The organism is Prevotella pallens, from assembly GCF_900454935.1.
GTDB lineage: Bacteria > Bacteroidota > Bacteroidia > Bacteroidales > Bacteroidaceae > Prevotella > Prevotella pallens.
Genome location: NZ_UGTP01000001.1, coordinates 1,037,432 through 1,055,907, shown reverse-complemented (window position 1 = coordinate 1,055,907; position 18,476 = coordinate 1,037,432). Strand labels below are relative to the sequence as shown.

16 protein-coding genes and 2 tRNA genes are annotated in these 18,476 nt (G+C 35.5%); 13 read left to right on the top strand and 5 right to left on the bottom strand.

All coding sequences use genetic code 11. The annotated features are described in order from the left end of the window. Nucleotides 1–8: 8 nt before the first annotated feature. Entirely contained in the window at nt 9–1,073 is a 1,065-nt protein-coding gene (locus tag DX009_RS04550) for a LacI family DNA-binding transcriptional regulator (protein WP_040595405.1), read from the bottom strand. Between the two features lie 598 nt (nt 1,074–1,671). Then, on the bottom strand, nt 1,672–4,365 hold the full coding sequence (locus DX009_RS04545) for a 3'-5' exonuclease (RefSeq protein ID WP_115083156.1): 2,694 nt from the start codon (nt 4,363–4,365) through the stop codon (nt 1,672–1,674). Nucleotides 4,366–4,586: 221 nt separating this feature from the next. Between DX009_RS04545 and DX009_RS04540 the strand changes: the two genes are divergently transcribed. From DX009_RS04540 to hisS, 3 genes are read left to right on the top strand one after another with little or no spacing between them, the layout of a single operon-like run. Beyond that, nucleotides 4,587–5,084, top strand: coding sequence for a Fur family transcriptional regulator (locus tag DX009_RS04540; protein WP_040595406.1), 498 nt, complete (start codon nt 4,587–4,589; stop codon nt 5,082–5,084). Further along, the gene (locus tag DX009_RS04535; RefSeq protein ID WP_115083155.1) at nt 5,071–6,348 is read left to right on the top strand and encodes an adenylosuccinate synthase; all 1,278 of its coding nucleotides are present in this window, start codon (nt 5,071–5,073) and stop codon (nt 6,346–6,348) included. Before DX009_RS04540 ends, DX009_RS04535 begins: the two co-directional genes overlap by 14 nt. A 5-nt stretch (nt 6,349–6,353) precedes the next feature. Next, nucleotides 6,354–7,727: a histidine--tRNA ligase gene (gene hisS / locus DX009_RS04530; RefSeq protein WP_115083154.1), complete on the top strand. Its 1,374-nt coding sequence runs from the start codon at nt 6,354–6,356 to the stop codon at nt 7,725–7,727. A 165-nt stretch (nt 7,728–7,892) separates the two neighbouring features. Here the strand turns inward: hisS and DX009_RS04525 are convergent, their stop codons facing one another. After that, nucleotides 7,893–8,114 (bottom strand): hypothetical protein, encoded by a 222-nt coding sequence (locus tag DX009_RS04525; RefSeq protein WP_006045077.1) that lies wholly within the window; start codon nt 8,112–8,114, stop codon nt 7,893–7,895. Nucleotides 8,115–8,229: 115 nt separating this feature from the next. Between DX009_RS04525 and nth the strand changes: the two genes are divergently transcribed. Both nth and DX009_RS04515 read left to right on the top strand, forming a co-directional pair. After that, the gene (gene nth / locus DX009_RS04520; protein WP_115083153.1) at nt 8,230–8,883 is read left to right on the top strand and encodes an endonuclease III; all 654 of its coding nucleotides are present in this window, start codon (nt 8,230–8,232) and stop codon (nt 8,881–8,883) included. A gap of 5 nt (nt 8,884–8,888) precedes the next feature. After that, nucleotides 8,889–9,599, top strand: coding sequence for a DUF2461 domain-containing protein (locus DX009_RS04515; protein WP_115083152.1), 711 nt, complete (start codon nt 8,889–8,891; stop codon nt 9,597–9,599). Nucleotides 9,600–9,687: 88 nt separating this feature from the next. Here DX009_RS04515 and DX009_RS04510 read toward each other — a convergent pair whose 3' ends face one another. Further along, nucleotides 9,688–11,349, bottom strand: a complete 1,662-nt coding sequence (locus DX009_RS04510) for an IS1182 family transposase (protein WP_115083120.1) — start codon at nt 11,347–11,349, stop codon at nt 9,688–9,690. 754 nt (nt 11,350–12,103) lie between these two features. On the opposite strand from DX009_RS04510, the gene DX009_RS04505 reads away from it, so the two are divergent. Continuing rightward, a complete protein-coding gene (locus DX009_RS04505; RefSeq protein WP_006045080.1) occupies nt 12,104–12,601 on the top strand; it encodes an Lrp/AsnC family transcriptional regulator in 498 nt (165 codons plus the stop codon). 100 nt (nt 12,602–12,701) lie between these two features. Here the strand turns inward: DX009_RS04505 and DX009_RS04500 are convergent, their stop codons facing one another. Then, entirely contained in the window at nt 12,702–14,399 is a 1,698-nt protein-coding gene (locus tag DX009_RS04500) for a family 10 glycosylhydrolase (protein WP_115083151.1), read from the bottom strand. Nucleotides 14,400–14,550: 151 nt separating this feature from the next. On the opposite strand from DX009_RS04500, the gene DX009_RS04495 reads away from it, so the two are divergent. The 7 genes from DX009_RS04495 (at nt 14,551) to DX009_RS04465 (ending at nt 18,100) form a co-directional block, all read left to right on the top strand. Then, nucleotides 14,551–15,045: a hypothetical protein gene (locus DX009_RS04495; RefSeq protein WP_006045082.1), complete on the top strand. Its 495-nt coding sequence runs from the start codon at nt 14,551–14,553 to the stop codon at nt 15,043–15,045. 25 nt (nt 15,046–15,070) lie between these two features. Then, the gene (recR, locus tag DX009_RS04490) at nt 15,071–15,679 is read left to right on the top strand and encodes a recombination mediator RecR (RefSeq protein ID WP_115083150.1); all 609 of its coding nucleotides are present in this window, start codon (nt 15,071–15,073) and stop codon (nt 15,677–15,679) included. Between the two features lie 3 nt (nt 15,680–15,682). Next, nucleotides 15,683–16,123 (top strand): hypothetical protein, encoded by a 441-nt coding sequence (locus DX009_RS04485; RefSeq protein ID WP_006045084.1) that lies wholly within the window; start codon nt 15,683–15,685, stop codon nt 16,121–16,123. A 15-nt stretch (nt 16,124–16,138) separates the two neighbouring features. Next, nucleotides 16,139–17,335, top strand: coding sequence for a glycosyltransferase family 2 protein (locus DX009_RS04480; RefSeq protein ID WP_006045085.1), 1,197 nt, complete (start codon nt 16,139–16,141; stop codon nt 17,333–17,335). Continuing rightward, nucleotides 17,335–17,844, top strand: a complete 510-nt coding sequence (locus DX009_RS04475) for a GNAT family N-acetyltransferase (protein ID WP_115083149.1) — start codon at nt 17,335–17,337, stop codon at nt 17,842–17,844. The genes DX009_RS04480 and DX009_RS04475 overlap by 1 nt, the downstream gene beginning before the upstream one ends. Nucleotides 17,845–17,925: 81 nt before the next feature. Continuing rightward, nucleotides 17,926–17,999, top strand: a tRNA-Asp gene (locus tag DX009_RS04470). 27 nt (nt 18,000–18,026) lie between these two features. Next, a tRNA-Asp gene (locus tag DX009_RS04465) sits at nt 18,027–18,100 on the top strand. Nucleotides 18,101–18,476: the final 376 nt, after the last annotated feature.

Sequence of the window (18,476 nt, the reverse complement as noted above, 5' to 3'; positions counted from 1 at the left end):
TTACTATTCTATATTCTTGTGCGATGATAGAAATCTATATTCTCTTTTGATAGGAGCTCTATTGGCATATAGTTAATTGGGCGAACATCTTTTTTCAGTACTGTTTTTTGAAATAAAGCGTCTACACTTGAGAAACCTTGCTGATAGGCATGTTGTGCTATTAGAAAAGAGATGCTACCACGTCGCACACATTCAGCATTCTTAGGTACCATATCGTACCCCATCACCTGAACATTCTTTTTGTTCGTTTCTAATATAAATTCACCTATAATATACGCTCTCGAATTGGTTGTGAAACAATGATGAATATTTGGATTTGCATTAAAAAACTCGTCTAATAGAGCATTATAAGTAGCCCTACTTTCGCCCATTGGCAAATTAAGAGTCTTAATTTCTACTTGTGGATAATATTGTTCCATATAGCGACGAAATCCCACTTCGCGATTTTCTTGTTGTCGGCTTGTAACCTTTCCTTCGAATGTTTGTCGAACCAACAATATAGACTTTTCCTTTTGCGCAATTAGCATAAACATCTTTGCAGCGAAATATCCACTTTGGAAAGAATCCTGCCCGTAAAACGATAATGGTTTCAGGTCTGGCATATTTGAATCTAACAATACAAATGGAATATCTCGCTTGTGAAGCTCATCTGTGAAAACCTTTGTTGCATCTAAAGTGGTAGGTACTAATATAACTCCATCTGGCTTTTCTTCTAAACACTTACGACAAGTTTCCAGATAGGTTTCTGGGTGCAAGCGGCTGAAGTGCCTTAGTTTTATATTTAAATGAAAATCGCATCTAAGCTCAACTGCCTTTATTGCTCCTAACTCTATCTCTTCCCAATAAGCCTCGCTTGTGTGTTTAGGCAGAACGCAATAAAAGGTATAGGTTTTATTGTAGGCTAATACGCTTGCATAGACATTAGGTTGATAATTAATTTCATTTAGAATCTTCTCTACCTTTTCTTTTGCCAATTTAGAGACATTAGGGCGCTTGTGTAATACTCTGTCAACAGTGCCGACACTTACACCTGCTTTCGCTGCTATATCTTTAATTCTTATCCTATCTCCCATAGCAATTCTAATTTTCTGCAAAAATAGTAATAAAGTTGGAATTAACCATATCGCTTTCACCATTTTCTGTTGTTGTAATTATAAATATATTAAGAATCTCGTTAGGTAATATTTATTTCTTAAAAAATATGACATTATATTTCTTTATACTCAATAGAAGAAAGCGGAGAGATTATTTCGTAAAGAGGACGATTACAATAAATTTTCACTTCTATATAATATAATCTTAAACAACATATTGTGTGGCTCAGTAGATAATAATAATGCTTAAATTGGAAGATTACGAATAATGAGATTCATACATCTTCAGTTGAATGGATATCTCTCAAGTACCATCATATAGCACTATAAAGGTTGTTATCTGGTATGATATCTAATTCGGTACTGGCAGATATCTGTGACGAACGCGATAGATATCTAAGACGAGTGCGATAGATATCTGAAATAAGAGTAGCTATATTTGACGGTTCTTTTAAATATCTGAAACAGCCAATTTACTTGGCAAGTAATTGTAAACGTAAGGTTATTATTGCCTATTATTCTATACCATACATAGGGTCATTATGAATTATATAATATCTTTTCGAAAGAAATCTTTTTACCCATTGAAACGTCTCTGTATTGCATCCATAAAGGGTGTTAATTCACGGTTATGCACGCGACCATAGCGGTCAATCATTTGTAGAGAATAAGCAATGTAGAGACGGCGCTTGGCACGCGACATTGCTACATAGAACTTGCGAGCATCTTCTTCGTCTTGCTTTTTATTCTTATTGAAGGCGTTGGGATAACGTCCGTCGGCAGCATCAAACACAATAACATTATCAAACTCCAGTCCCTTTGCCTTATGCACTGTCGTTACATAAACACGCTCACGGATACTCTTACTATTGCAGAAGTCAGCTTCTTTCAGTGTGTTGATATCCATAATATATTGGGAGAGTTGCTGAACAAGCGCATTTTCCATTGCATTGTCCGTCAGCATATCTATGCGCAGATAACGCAAAACGTAATCTAACCGAGGAATCTCATTGATTAATCCATCTGTATGCAAGGCGTTGTAAGCAGACGATAATTCCTGAACGAGGGCAGGTTCTTCGTTCGTAGCTAATGCATAAAGATGTTGGACACCATTCAAATAAAGCTCTCCATAGTTGTTGCGAAGGGTATTTATGAATGGTTTTACCTTTGGATGTTGGAAAAAAGACTGTTGTTGTGGTTGCTTCTCACGTGCCTTTTTGGCACAAAGACGGACGAGGCTCATCGTTGCTCCCACGTCATCAATAGCCTGATGACTATTCTTTCCTGTCAGTTGAAACGTCTCTAAGAGCGATTCTAACTTATAAGAATGAAGGCTCGGAGAGAGAAGTCGTATCAGTTTTAGCGAGTCGAAGCATGGGTTCTTATGGGCTTTCAGTGTGTCGTTGCAATATCTTTGCAGACAATTGTCAATGATATTGTAATCGTAATTGGCGTTATGTCCGAGGATAGGACGTGTTCCAATGTAGGCAAGAAAGCGTTGTAAGGCCTCTTGAGGAGTGATAAGTTCCTCTGCAGCGAGCTTCTCATGATAGATAGCATACATAGGATTATCTTTGTCGCCAAGCTTTGGTAAGATAGGCTTGTCAGTCGTTATATAAAGGTCGAGCGGCTCTCCAACTATTTCCCCACCTTTAATCTTCATGGCTGCAATCTCTATAATGTCATCAGCAAATACGTCTAAGCCAGTTGTTTCAGTATCGAATACAACCATTTCTTCTTCATCGTAAGCTTTAAGAAATTCTGCTGTGTAGCAAGTGTCAGGATAAAGAAGGAAGTCGGAAGGCGAAAGTGCGAGTTGCTTCAGTTTCCAATTGAAGCGTCGTGCCAAAGCATGTGAAGGAAAAGCACGCACACCTTTCATTATACGTGTCCATGCAATAGAGTTATGTTCGTTGGCAAGAACACTGAGATGAGACAGTAAGAGCTTAACATCGGGTGTATCAAAGAGGTCGCGACCAGATACCTTAAAGTGTGTCAGTCCTACTTTGTCCATTGTCTCGCTAATATAATCTGCATCTGAATTAGAACTGACTATCACTGCCGTTCGTTCTTCTTTGTTTTGTTCATAAAGGTTACAAGCTACATCTGTAACCTCTTGTCGTTCCGAGTCAATCGTACTACTATGGATAATTCGTAAGTCATCGGGCTTAGCTTTCACATCATTGTCAGAGGCAGGAAGTAACTCACGGTCTATCTTCAGTTGTTTTTCTGCGTAATCGTTAAAGACATCAAGCAGGTACTTTGGTGAACGATGGTTTCGTTGTAGGTGATGAATATTGCCCTTACACCGCATCTTGAGCAGGGTGAGTGTCTCCACTTTGGCACCCATAAAAGAGAATATTGCTTGTTGTTCGTCTCCCAGATACATCACCATTGGATTATCTTTGGCAGTGAGCAAGTCAATGATAGCGAGCTGCATACCATTGAGGTCCTGCACTTCATCTACCTGAATCCACTTATAACGCTTACATGTATCATCGGTACTGTAGATGTCGTAAGTCTTTAGTAACAAGTCTTCGAAGTCGAGCAGATGGTTCTCTTCTTTGTATTGAGCATAACAAGCAGCATAATACATCTTCCAAAGCAACACACGAATCCTATCGGCAGTCTTTGCATCTAGTCCTGGCACGTTGGCCTCGTCCATGTATTGCTGTGCATGATGATAGATCTCAATCACCGCTTGTTCGTTATATTCTCTCTTCTGCGACTTGCATATCTGCTTAATAGCCTCTCGGTCATCATCCGTGAAACTCTCTGGGTGGAGGTAATACTTCCACGGATGCTGATGTTCCATCTGATAGATGAAGTGCTGGAAGAAGATAATCGTCTGATAGCCTTTATATCTATTGAAGTCTCTTGTTACTCCTTCCTCATCTTCGTTACGATAGTCTGCAATGATACTCACGGCTTCCTCATCGTCAATAATAGCGGAGTCTGCAGGAATCTTATCTTGCTCGAAAAGGAACTTAGAGCAGAACCGATGTACATTACCCACCATCAGCTCTGTGCTATCGCCTCCAACAACCTTCTGAATACGATTCGTCATCTCTCTTGCAGCACGATTTGTGAACGTAAGACAGAGCATATCCTCGTATCTCACACCCTTCTCCTTTGCATATCTTATCCTCTCTGCCAGTATATGTGTCTTACCACATCCTGGTGATGCTAGCACAAGATGGTATCCATGACTTGCCTCTACTACGGGTATTTGATACTTATCTAATAACGTAAACGAATTGTTGGGTTCCATAGGTTCTTATCTTTATGGGCGTTAGAAGCCTTTGCAAAAGTAAGAAAAAGATTGGGAATAGCATATTATCTGCTAAGAAATAAGAGAAAATACATCTATTATAACTACATCCATTGTCTTTTATAATTCCTTTAAATCATTTGCTTTAACTTTTTTTGTTTTTCGTATTTATAGTTTATACTAAAAAAGCCTTAACTTTGTGGAAATTTAATCGGTATATTGTGACTACAGATATAGTCAAAGAAAAGGTTAGGGGCATACTTGATAGTTATCTAGAGATAAACAATCACAGGAAGACCACAGAGAGATTTGCGATTCTCGATGCGGTTTATGATATGCAAGGACACTTCTCGCTCGAAGAGTTAGGAGAAAAAATGTCAAAAGATAATTTTAGAGTATCACGTGCCACACTCTATAACACTATGCGGCTCTTTATAGAACTACGCTTAGTGGTGCGCCATCGTTTCATAGGACAAACCAAATATGAAGCTTGCTACAATAACGATGAGCACATACATCAGATATGTACAGTTTGCGGTGCAGTTACAGAAATAGAATCGACACCTATAACAACAGCTATTGCAGAAACAAAATTTACACGTTTCCGCAAAGATGGCTTCTCCTTATATATATATGGTGTTTGTTCGCGTTGTCAGGCAAAACTATCTCGTGAACGTAACAAAGTTAGAAATAAGATAAAAACTAATGGAAACAGGTAAAGTTGATGTCCTATTGGGATTACAATGGGGCGACGAAGGAAAGGGAAAAATAGTTGATGTGCTTACACCTCATTACGATGTTGTAGCACGTTTTCAAGGAGGACCTAATGCTGGACATACTTTGGAATTTGAAGGACAAAAGTATGTATTGCGTTCTATCCCTTCTGGTATATTTCAAGGCGGTAAGATAAACATTATTGGAAATGGAGTTGTGCTTGCACCTGATTTGTTTATGAACGAGGCAAAGGAATTAGCTACATCAGGACACCCTCTCTTTGAACGACTTTATATATCAAAGAAAGCGCATCTCATATTGCCTACACATAGAATATTGGATAAGGCTAACGAAGCGGCTAAAGGAAAAGAATTAGTAGGAACTACTGGTAAAGGAATTGGTCCTACTTATACTGATAAGACCAGCAGAAACGGCTTACGTGTAGGTGATATTCTTGAAGACTTTGATAATAAATATAAGAAACATAAAGAACGCCACCTTAAACAATTAAGTGCTATGGGGTGGACTGATTTTGAAGGCTTTGAAGAAACAGAAAAACAATGGTTGGAAGGGATAGAATATATGAAAAACTTCCGCTTTGTTGATTCTGAACATGAAATAAACCATATACTTCGTGCAAATAAAAATATTCTTTGCGAGGGCGCACAAGGCACTATGCTTGATATAGACTTTGGTTCTTATCCTTTCGTAACTTCATCTAATACCATCTCTGCCGGAGCTTGTACTGGATTAGGAGTAGCTCCAAACAAAATAGGTAATGTATTTGGAATTATGAAAGCATACTGTACTCGTGTAGGTTCAGGACCTTTTCCAACCGAACTCTTCGATGAAACTGGCGAGAAGCTCTGTAAATTAGGACACGAATTTGGTGCTGTTACAGGCAGAAAGCGTCGTTGTGGTTGGATAGATTTGGTGCAATTGCGTTATTCTGTTATGCTGAATGGAGTAACAGAACTTATTATGATGAAGAGTGATGTACTTGATACATTCAACACCATTAAAGCTTGTGTAGCTTACGAACTGCCAAACGGTGAAACAACTAATGAGTTGCCTTACGATATTAGTGACGTAAAACCAATTTACAAAGAATTGAAAGGTTGGAACACTGATATGACACAATTCACTAACGAAGCACAATTCCCAAAAGAATTTAGCGATTATGTGAAGTTCCTAGAAGAATTTTTAGAAACAAGGATTGGTGTTATATCAATAGGACCAGATAGAGAACAAACTATAATAAGGAAATAACAATAATGACAAATAAACCTTCTATCCCAAAGGGAACACGTGATTTTGGTCCCGATGAGATGGCAAAACGAAATTATATATTCAATACCATAAAGAACGTATATGCTCTTTATGGATTCCAACAAATAGAAACGCCGGCAATGGAAACTCTCCATACTCTAATGGGAAAGTATGGAGACGAAGGCGATAAGCTACTTTTTAAGATTTTAAACTCTGGCGACTTCCTTAAAAGCACAACAGATGAGGAACTTTTATCGCGTAATACATTGAAACTTCAAACTAAAGTTTCAGAGAAAGGATTGCGTTACGATCTTACTGTTCCATTTGCAAGATATGTTGTTATGCATCGAGAAGAGCTGCAAATGCCTTTCAAACGCTACCAAATACAACCTGTTTGGCGTGCAGATAGACCACAAAAGGGGCGTTATCGTGAATTTTATCAGTGCGATGCTGATATTGTTGGCTCCGATTCTCTGCTTAACGAAGTGGAATTGATGCAGATTATAGATACCGTTTTCACGAAGTTTGGTATACGGGTACAGATTAAAATAAATAATCGTAAAATTCTTACTGGAATAGCAGAAGTAATTGGTGAACAAGAGAAAATTGTTCAAATAACAACTGCAATAGATAAACTCGACAAAATTGGGCTTGATGCCGTAAATGCAGAACTTGAAAAAGAAGGATTGTTGAAAACTTCCATCGAAAAGCTACAACCTATTATACAATTAAGTGGTAGTAACGATGAGAAGTTGAATACAATTGCTGAAGTACTTGCTAATAGTGAGATCGGATTGAAAGGAGTTGAGGAAGTAAGATTTATTCTTAATACCCTGAAGCAAATAGAACTGAAGAACGAAATACAGCTTGATTTGACTTTAGCACGCGGACTGAATTATTATACGGGGGCAATTTTTGAAGTTAAGGCTTTAGACGTTGAAATTGGTTCTATTACAGGTGGTGGACGCTACGATAATCTTACAGGAATTTTCGGAATGCCTAACCTTTCTGGAGTTGGTTTTAGCTTCGGGGCAGACCGAATTTACGATGTTCTTAATGCTTTAGATCTTTATCCGAAAGAAAGTATCAGCAATACACAGTTACTATTCATTAACTTTGGAGAAAAAGAAACAAACTATGTATTGCCATTTGTTACAAAAGCACGTCAAGCTAATATAAGAACTGAGCTATTTCCAGATAGTGTAAAAATGAAAAAACAAATGGCTTATGCAAACGCAAAGCACATTCCATTTGTTGTTCTTGCAGGAGATAACGAAATAGAACAAGGAAAAGTTACGTTAAAGAATATGACAACAGGCGAACAGATTCTTGTTTCTCCAGAAGATTTAATAGAGAAAGTAACGTCAAGTAAGCTTTAAGTTTTTAAATATAGTGCTCTGCGTATGAAAAAGCTAATTGATTTTAGTACACAGAACATCTATTTTTCAGAATAGCAAAGAGCCAATTCCCAAGTAGAGAGTTGGCTCTTTGTATTTCTATTTACTAATAGAGCAATGTAGAATTAAGAGAAAAAGGAGGTCTTATTATATAGATTGGTAACCTTTTGTATAGTTTCTTTTCAACAAATCTTTTAAAGAAAGCTCTTTACCACCATCGTGTTCAAAAGCTTCTTGCATTTCTTCATATCCTTCTTCTTCAGCTTTAGAATGCTCAAACTTTATTACTTTATTTTTTGTTTCTGCTATTGCCCACCCAATTAATGCTATTACGAGTAAGACAAATAATCCTATAATAGGTGTTGTCATAATGTTACGTTTTTATTATTTGTGGTGCAAAAGTACGTTAAGTTTACCGAAACTCCAAATTTCCAATAACTTTTTGTACCTTTGTCTCGCATTATAAGAAATAAGAGACGACAAGATGACAAGAAAAGAACGCTACAAGTATATATTAGATTATTTCAGGAAAAACGTTGGCGAAGTGTCCACAGAACTTATGTTTGGTTCTGCTTTCCAGCTATTATGTGCAACTGTACTTTCGGCACAATGTACAGATAAACGTATAAATGCTATTACTCCGGCTTTATTTTCTAAATATCCAGATGCAAAAACAATGGCTACAGCTGATGTAGAAGATGTTTTTGAATTTGTACGTAGTGTGTCTTATCCACACACAAAAGCAAAACATTTGGTTGAAATGGCACGTATGATTGAAGAGGAATATGGTGGAGATATTCCTTCCGATCCAAATAAATTGATAAAATTACCTGGAGTGGGACGAAAAACAGCTAATGTTCTGCAAGCCGTATGGTTTGGAAAACCAACTTTAGCAGTAGATACACACGTTTATCGAGTTAGTCATCGATTAGGATTAGTGCCCGACAATGCCAACACTCCACGTAAAGTAGAAGATTATTTAATGCAAAATATTCCTTTGAACGAAGTTTCTTCTGCACACCATTGGATTCTTTTGCATGGCAGATATATATGTAAGAGCTTACACCCTATGTGTAATGAGTGTCCTTTCGATTCAATTTGTCCAAAAAATATAACCAATAGTAAACTAAGCAAGTAAACAAAATGAACACAGACATCATACTAAATTTCTTAAAAGGTATAGCAGCTAATAACAACCGAGAATGGTTTCACGAACATAAGTCGGAATACGAAGTTGCTAAAAAAGAATTTGAAACTGGCATTGAAGAAGCCATCACTGCTATAACAACTATCGATGACGAAATTGCACACGTGAAGGTAAAAGATTGTACCTATCGTTTCTATCGTGATATTCGATTTTCGCCAGATAAAAGTCCATATAAACGACATTTTGGAGCTTATATTTGTGCAAAAGGAAAAAAAGCATTGAGAGGTGGTTATTACATTCATTTAGAACCAAATAACTGCTTAATAGCTGTAGGTTCTTATTGGTTGCCTACTAATATTCTTACTTCGTGCCGAAACGAGATAATGGTAAATATAGAAAAATGGCGCAGAATTGTTGAAAATGGTAAGTTTATAAAAACTTTCGGATATCCTAACGATGGAAAATGGGAAGACGATACTGTTTCGGAGAAAGGTTTCGGACTATCAGCATTAAAAACAATACCTAAAGGATTTCCACGCGACTATGAGTTTGCCCAATATTTACGTATGAAAGATTATTGTTGCTGGGTAAAAGTTCCAGACAACTTCTTTAAAAATAGCGATTGGAAAAAGAAATTAATTAATATTGTGGAAATAGGAAAACCAATGATGGATATGATGAACAGCGTAATAGACGATTATGAATAAAACTGAATAGGGGGTGTGTCAAAATTGATACATCCTCTTTTTATTCTCCCTTTACCTTGTCTACCACATAATTCGTTAATTACTGCAGCTATGCTGCTAATTTCATATAAAATGATTTATTGGGCTTTAAATAGCCTATATAAACTTGTATAGAGCATCTGAAGGTGCCTAAAAGTACCTCCATAATGTCTTTTAGTTCCTTGAGATTGGTTTTTCTACACATTTTCCCTATGTTAAAGGCTATAGCAAAGAAGGCAAAGTCCATATTGACCTTGTCTTTTCCAAAATGCCTAAACCTCTTGTAGGTCTTATTATATTTTGTTTGTCCAAAAACAGCTTCAGGTTCTATGCACCTTTGTCCTCGATGCTTGATGCCTTCTTTAGAGGTCAGTAGTTCCCGTGCCTTTTGTTTATAGTGCTGTAGTTGGTGGTTTACTTCTATAATTCTGTTCCCTCTTGCCTTAAAACATGAGCCTCTCAACGGACAACCATCACAGCGTTCTGCCTGATAACGTACGCTGTAAGTAACGAATCCGTTAGAGGTTAGGGAACGCTTCATGCCTATACGTTTCATATGCTGTCCCATAGGGCAGACGTAGAAATCCTGTTCCTTATTATAGTAAAGGCTTGCGGGACTGAATGGGTTAGGTGTGTAACGTGGACGCTGCTCTTTATGGAAGTAGTTATACTTCACATAGGCTTCCATATTATGTACGTCCATGAACAGATAGTTCTCCTCGGAGCCATACCCTGAATCGGCTACGACTGTCTTGGCATAACGATGATAGCGTGATTTGAAAGACTCCAAGAAAGAAGGTAGTGTGAGTGTATCTGTACGATTAGCATAGAGTGCAAAGTCGGTGATAAACTGGTTCTCAGTTGCTATCTGCAGATTATATCCAGGCTTAGTCTGTCCGTTCCGCATAGCATCCTCCTTCATGTGCATAAACGTGGCATCAGGATCGGTCTTGCTGTAGGAGTTTCTCTCGCCCATAACCTCAAGGTGTTGGTCATACTCCTGGAGTTTATTACGTTTCTTCTCTAGCTCTTTAAGCTGTTTTTTCTTGGTTCTAACAGCCTGCTTCTCTTCTTTTGTCTTAGGCTCAGGGACTGATTCCAAAGACTTGTTCAATTCCTCGGATATCTCATCGAGCAGAGCTGCAGTAAACTCGACACCTTCTCTCTTAGCGGCATTGTCCTGCGCTATGACATCATCAACTTGAAGCAAGAGTGTGCGTATTTGTTCCTGCAACTTGGCGCGGTTCTTTTCCACGGTTCTCTTCCAAACGAAGGTATACTTGTTGGCTTTCGATTCTATCTTTGTGCCGTCAATATATTCAACGTCAAGACTTATCAAACCTTTGGCTGCAAGTACTAATACGACTTGTGTAAAGATATTGTTGATTTCCTTTTTCGCACGATTACGAAAACGATTGATGGTAATAAAATCAGGCTGCTCATATCCTGCCAGATAGATGAAATGAATGTCACGCTTGAGAAGCGACTCTATACGACGGCAGGAATAGATATTATTCATATAGGCGTAAAGAATCACCTTGAGCATCATTTGTGGATGATAAGGCTTGCGACCACTGGGCTTATAAAGCTTGTAGACATTATCCAACATAAGATTATCCACCAAGGCGTCTAAAAGACGAACAGGATCATCTTCTGCGATATCCTTATCAATTCTTTGAGGAAAAAGAATCATTTTCTTGTGTATGTAAGAACGAAAGTGTATCTTTGTCATAATGAGATTTTTTTAATGCCTAAAGGTACAAAAACTTTAGGAAATAGCAAAGCCCTGGCTTGAGAAAGTCGGGGCTTTGTGCATAAAAAAGAGGATGTGTACATTTTGACACACCCTCTTTCGGCAAAAAATATTATTATATTTCTTTATTTTGTAATTACAAAAATAAAATTTGTAATTACATTTTTTTTATTTCTAATATAAAGTTCTGATATCTATTATATAGATTATTCTTTTCTTAGTATCGCAAGAAAAAAGTATAGCTAAATATAACATAGAATGAAAACACTTTTAGTAGAAATATAATTGTACATAATTAAACAAAACAGGCTATTATTCGCAACTTCATAATATATTTTGTTTACACTATTATTCCCCCACCTCTTTCGTTTTCTTATTGGTATCTTAATTAACTTTGAAACTTGCTATACCCCATTACATCATTATTACAAAATTGAACTATCTGCCCAGCAATAAAACAAAATATACTAAGGAGTAAAAGCCTCATTCAAGATAAAAAATAAGGCTGTATCATTATTCCTTATATATAGCATAACCTCTAAAATTAATTGTAGTTATCCTTTCTTTATACAATTTGCAAAGTTTTACTATTCCTAATCTATAAAAAATCTAAATCAAAGTATTACAGAGTTAAGGTTGTAGAAAAAAGTACAAATTATAACTCGTTCTGAAAAAAAGTAATTGGTATTTTAAGAAGATTATTGTAACTTTGTCTCAAAATAATTTAACATAAATGGCACATAGAAGTTTAGATCAATTAGACAGAAAAATTTTACGCCTTATCGCAGAAGACGCACGTATTCCTTTTTTAGAAGTAGCGCGCGAATGTAAGGTTAGTGGTGCAGCAATACACCAACGAATTCAGAAACTAACAAATTTAGGTATCCTCAAAGGTTCACAATTCATAATAGATCCTGAAAAAATAGGTTATGAAACTTGTGCATATATGGGCTTAAACTTGAAAAATCCAGAGAAGTTCGATGAAGCAGTAGAAGCATTAAAGAAAATTCCAGAAATTGTAGAATGCCATTTCACAACTGGCGAGTACGATTTGTTTATTAAACTTTATGCTAGAAACAACCATCACCTTCTAAATATTATTCATAATAAGCTTCAGACTTTGGGTTTAGCTCGAAGTGTTAGTTTAATTTCTTATAATGCAGTCATAGATCGTCCACTTCCTATTAACGGTCTTGCAGTTGGAGCACACTCTGACTCTATCAGAGAATAATACAAAAGAAAATCCTAAGCACTTCTCATATCATATCATATCCAAAAGTAGAGGTTAGCTTTTATATATTTGATAAGAAGTGTTTGGATTTTTTGTCAATCTATCTTTTTATAAAGAAGAAACCAACTTTGTGCCTAATATTGCGTTTTGCAGAATGCGCATAAAGTTTATAAACCCCATTTCTTAATCCTGCTATATTTATAGTAGTAGTAAATGGAACATTATATATTTTTGTGACAGTAGTACCAAGAGCCGATTCGACTATAAAATAGTTTATGTCCATTTCGTCTAAACTCTTTGGTAGAGTTAAGTTTACACCATCGTTTGGAAGTAATTCGTTTTCAACATTTCTTTTTTCCATATTACTTTGCAAAACATTGCTTTCGTTTCCATATCTATCCATAGCAGTAATTGCATAATGTTGTTGTTTTGCTCCCCTATGAACAAAAGAAGTTCCCCGAAATTTTGATACAACAAGATTGTGTGGATTTTTTATATCTACAGGATAAGTGTTACTCATATAAACATTATAATAAGGTGCATTTCCCCTCCATTTTATAGTTTTTGTTCCTTGTGCATCTATAGAAACAACCACCGAATTACCAATATAAAAGGTTGGAGTTTCTGGTTTCAGCGTGCTTATCCACGTTAAAGCCGGTGTAAGTGAAGGTGTTGCATTAAAACGTTTCTCAAAATCAAAAATACCCTGATAATTATCTAACAAAAATTTAGAACGAAAATGGGCATGTCCCATTCCTAACCATCTACTTACATACATTTCTCTACTAATTTCTGTTACACTTAAATTACCTTCTCGCGAATCAAGAAAATAAGTTCCAAGCCCCGAAATAATATCATGCCCATTAGAATTTTCTACCCAGTCGGCGCAAAAAGGATAATAATTATCATCACGCCAATATTGCATTGGATATAATTGATCCATAATTTCTGTTTTTATCCAAAACTGTGCATCTTGCGAAACACGATGCTTTGCATTATAATTTTTTGAAGAAAATCTACTTAAATCATCATACTTTCCTATAGGCGAACAAGAAACTTTTACCCATGGTTTAAGAGTTTTCACCCTTCGGTATATTTCTTTAACCACATTTGTTACATTTTCTCTCCGTGCATCGGGAGTATCTCCATTTTTATACGACGGATTAGGCCAACCATCAGGATATCTTATATAGTCTAAGTTAATTCCATCAATGTCATAATTTTTAGTTATTTCTGCACAAATATCACCCAAATATTTTGCAAACTTAGGATCTGCAGGATTTACATAAGCTCCAGTTGAGAAATTTCGTATATTAAATCCCTTCTTTCTCATTAACTTACAACCTAAAGAAGTAGAAGAACCAACTGGCATTGCTGCAATCCAAGCATGTATTTCTAATCCTCGTTTATGACATTCTTCAACAGCAAATGCCAATGGGTCGTAATTTGGATTACCATTTTCTCTACCTGTTAAACATTTATCCCACGGTTCAATATTAGAAGGATAAATAGTTGCAGCACGTACACGTGTTTGCAGCAATACAGTATTAATATTAGCTGCAACATATTTATCAAGAATATTTATAAGTTCTTCTTTTTGTTTCTCTATACCATCATTTGAATTTGCCAAAGTTTTTGGCCAATCAAGATTACTTAAAGTGGTTAACCAAACAGCTCGAGTCTCACGTTTTCGTGTAAAATTTGTATCCCAATTTGGGTAAATATCGTTCTTTTGTGCAAAGCAAGTTATTGTAAACCAATTTAGAAATAAATATAATATAAAGTTTCTTTTATTCATAATTTATTAAACAATGATTGTAGCAAAAAATACATCTGATTGTGAATGCGCCACAAAGATATACAATAATTTTTATAATTCAAATAATTCTACTACCTTTGTCAATGATATTCAATAAGAAGTAAACTTTATATTTTTAACAATCAAAATTATGATGAAGAAACTATCATTTATTTTACTAAGCTTAACATTTTCTTTGTGCATTCACGCACAATTTCAAGAAGGTAAAGGCTATATAGGAGCCTCGTTAACAGGATTTAATTTACATTATAATGCACACGATAAATTTAATTTAGGGCTCGAAGCAAAGTTAGGTTATTTTGCTTGGGATAATATTATGTTGTTAGCAAATGTAAGTGCAGAACATAATGGTTCGGAAGCCGTTGCAGATCATATTTCTGTTGGTGCAGGAGGTCGTTACTATATCACACAAAATGGTTTATATTTAGGAGCAGGGTGTAAATTTATACATGCAAACCATAGTTATAACGATATAATGGTAGGAACAGAAATAGGTTATGCATTTTTTATAAATCGTTCTGTAACAATTGAACCAGCATTGTATTACGACCATTCTTTTAAAGATGCAAATTATTCTACTGTAGGATTTAAACTTGGTCTTGGTATTTATCTTTTCGACGATTAAGTTCATATAAAGAAGATTTAATTATATGCAGCAATTCCCTTCTCAACTACTTGAAAAGGCTGTTGAAGAATTCTCCAAATTACCAGGAGTTGGTAGAAAAACTGCCCTTCGATTTGTTTTACACTTATTGCGTAAAACAAAAGACGATGTAGATAATTTTACTGAGACTATTTCTGCAATGCGACATAATATAAAGTATTGTCATATTTGTCATAACATTTCAGATACCGACACATGCTCTATTTGTACAAATCCACATAGAGATACTTCTATAATATGTGTTGTAGAAAATGTTCAAGACGTGCTTGCAATAGAAAATACGCAACAATATAATGGAGTGTACCACGTGTTAGGCGGAATAATTTCGCCAATAGATGGCATTGGTCCTAACGATATAGAGATTGATTCGCTTGTAGAAAGAGTAAAAGCAGGTGGAATTAATGAAGTTATTTTGGCTTTAGCAAGTACAATGGAAGGCGATACTACAAATTTTTATATATCACGTAAACTAAAAGACTTTAAAGTGAAACTAACTGTAATTGCTCGTGGTATATCTGTTGGTGATGAATTAGAATATACCGATGAAGTTACACTTGGCAGAAGTATATTAAACAGAACAATAATGACAACTTAAACTATGATACAAACACGAAAGACACTTCTGATATTATTAATATCGTTTTTCCTATTATTAATTGGAATCATCATCGCATACGAAACAACAATTCTTATACCAGGAAAGCTTTCTGGAAATAAGAGTCTTATATTTGTGCAAATAGTTATGCAACTTTCTACATTGGCACTAATACCAATAGCTCTCTATTTGTTTAAATTTTCCTACATAAACAAAAGCGTTACAAATCCTAATTCATATAAAGGATTTCTTAAATGGGGAATAGTTCGTATCTGTCTTCTTTGTATACCTATCTTATTCAATATGCTTTTCTACTATTTATATGGAGAAGAAACAGGATTTTTCTACCTTGCATTAATCTCAACTATTAGTGTTTTCTTTATTTTTCCAACAATGCATAGATGTCAAGAAGAGAGAAATCCTAAAAATGAGAAATTAGAATGAATAATAAAATAAACCATGAAACTAAGTATCGTAATTGTAAGTTATAATGTAAAATACTATCTTGGACAATGTCTTTTGAGTGTTAAACGAGCTATTGAAGGTATTGATGCAGAAGTTATAGTTGTAGACAACCATTCTAAAGACGGATCAGTGGAATATATTAGAAAATTATTTCCATGGGTAACTTGTATTTCATCACTACATAATTTAGGATTTGCACGAGCAAACAATCTCGCTATAAAGCAAATGGACAGTGAATATGTGCTATTACTCAATCCTGATACTTTCATTGGAGAAAACACCCTAACAGAAACTCTAGACTTTATGGACAACCATAAAAATGTAGGAGGCTTAGGGGTTACAATGCTCACAACCACTGGACAACGAGCAAAAGAAAGTCGTAGAGGTTTCCCCTCCCCTATGGTTTCGTTCTATAAGATGATGGGATTATGCGACCGTTTTCCAAATCACCCAAAATTCGGACACTATTATATGAGTAATATGTCGTGGGATAAACCAGGTAAGATTGAAGTTATTAGTGGTGCTTTCTTCTTAATGCGCCACACTGCTTTAAATAAAGTAGGCTTGCTTGATGAAGATTTCTTTATGTATGGAGAAGATATCGACTTAAGTTACAGACTTCTAAAGGGTGGATTTGAAAATTGGTTTTTCCCTACACAAATATTACACTACAAGGGCGAAAGTACACAACGCTCAAGCTTTCGGTATGTCCATGTCTTTTATGCAGCAATGCTAATCTTCTTCCGAAAACATTATAACGGTATGAGTTTCCTACTAAGCATTCCTATTAAGATTGCCATCTATCTGAAAGCAACAAGTTCTTTGTTTCAAATGCTTTGTAACAAATCGCGTAAACTTTTAGGGTTTATTCCACACCCACACACAATAGGTCCAAACTATATTTTTATTGGAAATGAAAAAAATATAGAACGCTGCAAAGAAATTGCAAAAAATAGAGGCGTTATAGGTAAATATATTGTAGGAAATAAACATAGTCTCCCAAATGGGCATCTCGGTAAACAAGAATTAATAGAGCCAAAAGTTATGAATTATATTGTTTATGATACAGATGCCTATTCGTATGAAGATATGCTTTCTATATTTGCTGCTCAACCGCAGAATAATATTAGAATTGGAACATATAATAGTCAGACAGGTTGCATAATAACAGAAAATGAAATTCTGAAATAATGGAAATAAGAAAAGTGTATCTTCGTGCTATGGAGCCAGAAGACTTAGATTTTCTTTATGAAATAGAAAACAATGAAAGAATATGGGATATCAGTGCAACAAATGTTCCATATAGCCATTATGTACTTCGTAACTACATAGCCAACGCAAAGAATGATTTTTTTGCTGATAATCAAGTTAGATTAATAATAGAAAATAATGCAAAACAAAATATCGGAATATTAGATTTAGTAAACTATGATCCACAACATCAACGTGCAGAACTCGGAATTGTTCTCTTAGAAGAATATCAGGGCAAAGGATACGCCTATGCTGCCATTCTTAGATTAATAGACTATGCACAGAAGAATTTTCATCTTCACCAAATATATGCGTATGTTGATGTGAATAATACTAAATCTTATAAATGCTTGAAATCTGTTGGATTTCAAGAGAATGCGTGTTTAAAAGATTGGTTTTTTAAAGCCAACAAGTATAATGACGCCTATGTAATGCAATTTTTTTTATAAAAAACTATCATACATTTGGTTATAATAAATAATTTTACTACCTTTGCACTCGCTAAACAGAAATGTAGTTTACACGCTTTTGGTGCGTTAGTTCAGTTGGTTAGAATGCCTGCCTGTCACGCAGGAGGTCACGAGTTCGAGTCTCGTACGCACCGCAACTACTTTTCTAATAAAACGCTTTTGGTGCGTTAGTTCAGTTGGTTAGAATGCCTGCCTGTCACGCAGGAGGTCACGAGTTCGAGTCTCGTACGCACCGCTTTAAATACTTTGAAAGAAAATTAGGATTTTCAAATAAAGTTACTATATCATAATCTTCTAAGGTTATGATATTTTTTTGGGTCAGTCCTAAAACCCAGTTGCAAGCCTATACTCTTAAGCACACAATTTCATAAGTCTATATAAAAAGAAAGGAATATCTGGGCTCAGTAGGAAAAAGGTGGGGAAAAATTCTTAATATCTATATTTTTCCTTCCTCTGTATTATGGAAGCAAAATTCCTATAGGTTAGTATGAAAGAAGTAAATATATATTTTTAAAAGATAGCGATTATAACAATTTCTACTTCAATAGAAGAAATATTAGAACAACATATTTCGCTTTGTTTGTATAATAATACCTAAATAGAAATATTAG

Bases quoted from the DNA above. Each gene is read 5' to 3' on its own strand.
- hisS (WP_115083154.1), top strand. From the start codon at position 6,354: ATGACAAATAAACCTTCTATCCCAAAGGGAACACGTGATTTTGGTCCC.
- DX009_RS04505 (WP_006045080.1), top strand. From the start codon at position 12,104: ATGGCACATAGAAGTTTAGATCAATTAGACAGAAAAATTTTACGCCTT.
- DX009_RS04475 (WP_115083149.1), top strand. From the start codon at position 17,335: ATGGAAATAAGAAAAGTGTATCTTCGTGCTATGGAGCCAGAAGACTTA.
- DX009_RS04510 (WP_115083120.1), bottom strand. From the start codon at position 11,349: ATGACAAAGATACACTTTCGTTCTTACATACACAAGAAAATGATTCTT.
- DX009_RS04500 (WP_115083151.1), bottom strand. From the start codon at position 14,399: ATGAATAAAAGAAACTTTATATTATATTTATTTCTAAATTGGTTTACA.
- DX009_RS04545 (WP_115083156.1), bottom strand. From the start codon at position 4,365: ATGGAACCCAACAATTCGTTTACGTTATTAGATAAGTATCAAATACCC.
- DX009_RS04485 (WP_006045084.1), top strand. From the start codon at position 15,683: ATGATACAAACACGAAAGACACTTCTGATATTATTAATATCGTTTTTC.
- DX009_RS04515 (WP_115083152.1), top strand. From the start codon at position 8,889: ATGAACACAGACATCATACTAAATTTCTTAAAAGGTATAGCAGCTAAT.
- DX009_RS04525 (WP_006045077.1), bottom strand. From the start codon at position 8,114: ATGACAACACCTATTATAGGATTATTTGTCTTACTCGTAATAGCATTA.
- DX009_RS04480 (WP_006045085.1), top strand. From the start codon at position 16,139: ATGAAACTAAGTATCGTAATTGTAAGTTATAATGTAAAATACTATCTT.
- DX009_RS04495 (WP_006045082.1), top strand. From the start codon at position 14,551: ATGATGAAGAAACTATCATTTATTTTACTAAGCTTAACATTTTCTTTG.
- recR (WP_115083150.1), top strand. From the start codon at position 15,071: ATGCAGCAATTCCCTTCTCAACTACTTGAAAAGGCTGTTGAAGAATTC.
- nth (WP_115083153.1), top strand. From the start codon at position 8,230: ATGACAAGAAAAGAACGCTACAAGTATATATTAGATTATTTCAGGAAA.
- DX009_RS04550 (WP_040595405.1), bottom strand. From the start codon at position 1,073: ATGGGAGATAGGATAAGAATTAAAGATATAGCAGCGAAAGCAGGTGTA.
- DX009_RS04535 (WP_115083155.1), top strand. From the start codon at position 5,071: ATGGAAACAGGTAAAGTTGATGTCCTATTGGGATTACAATGGGGCGAC.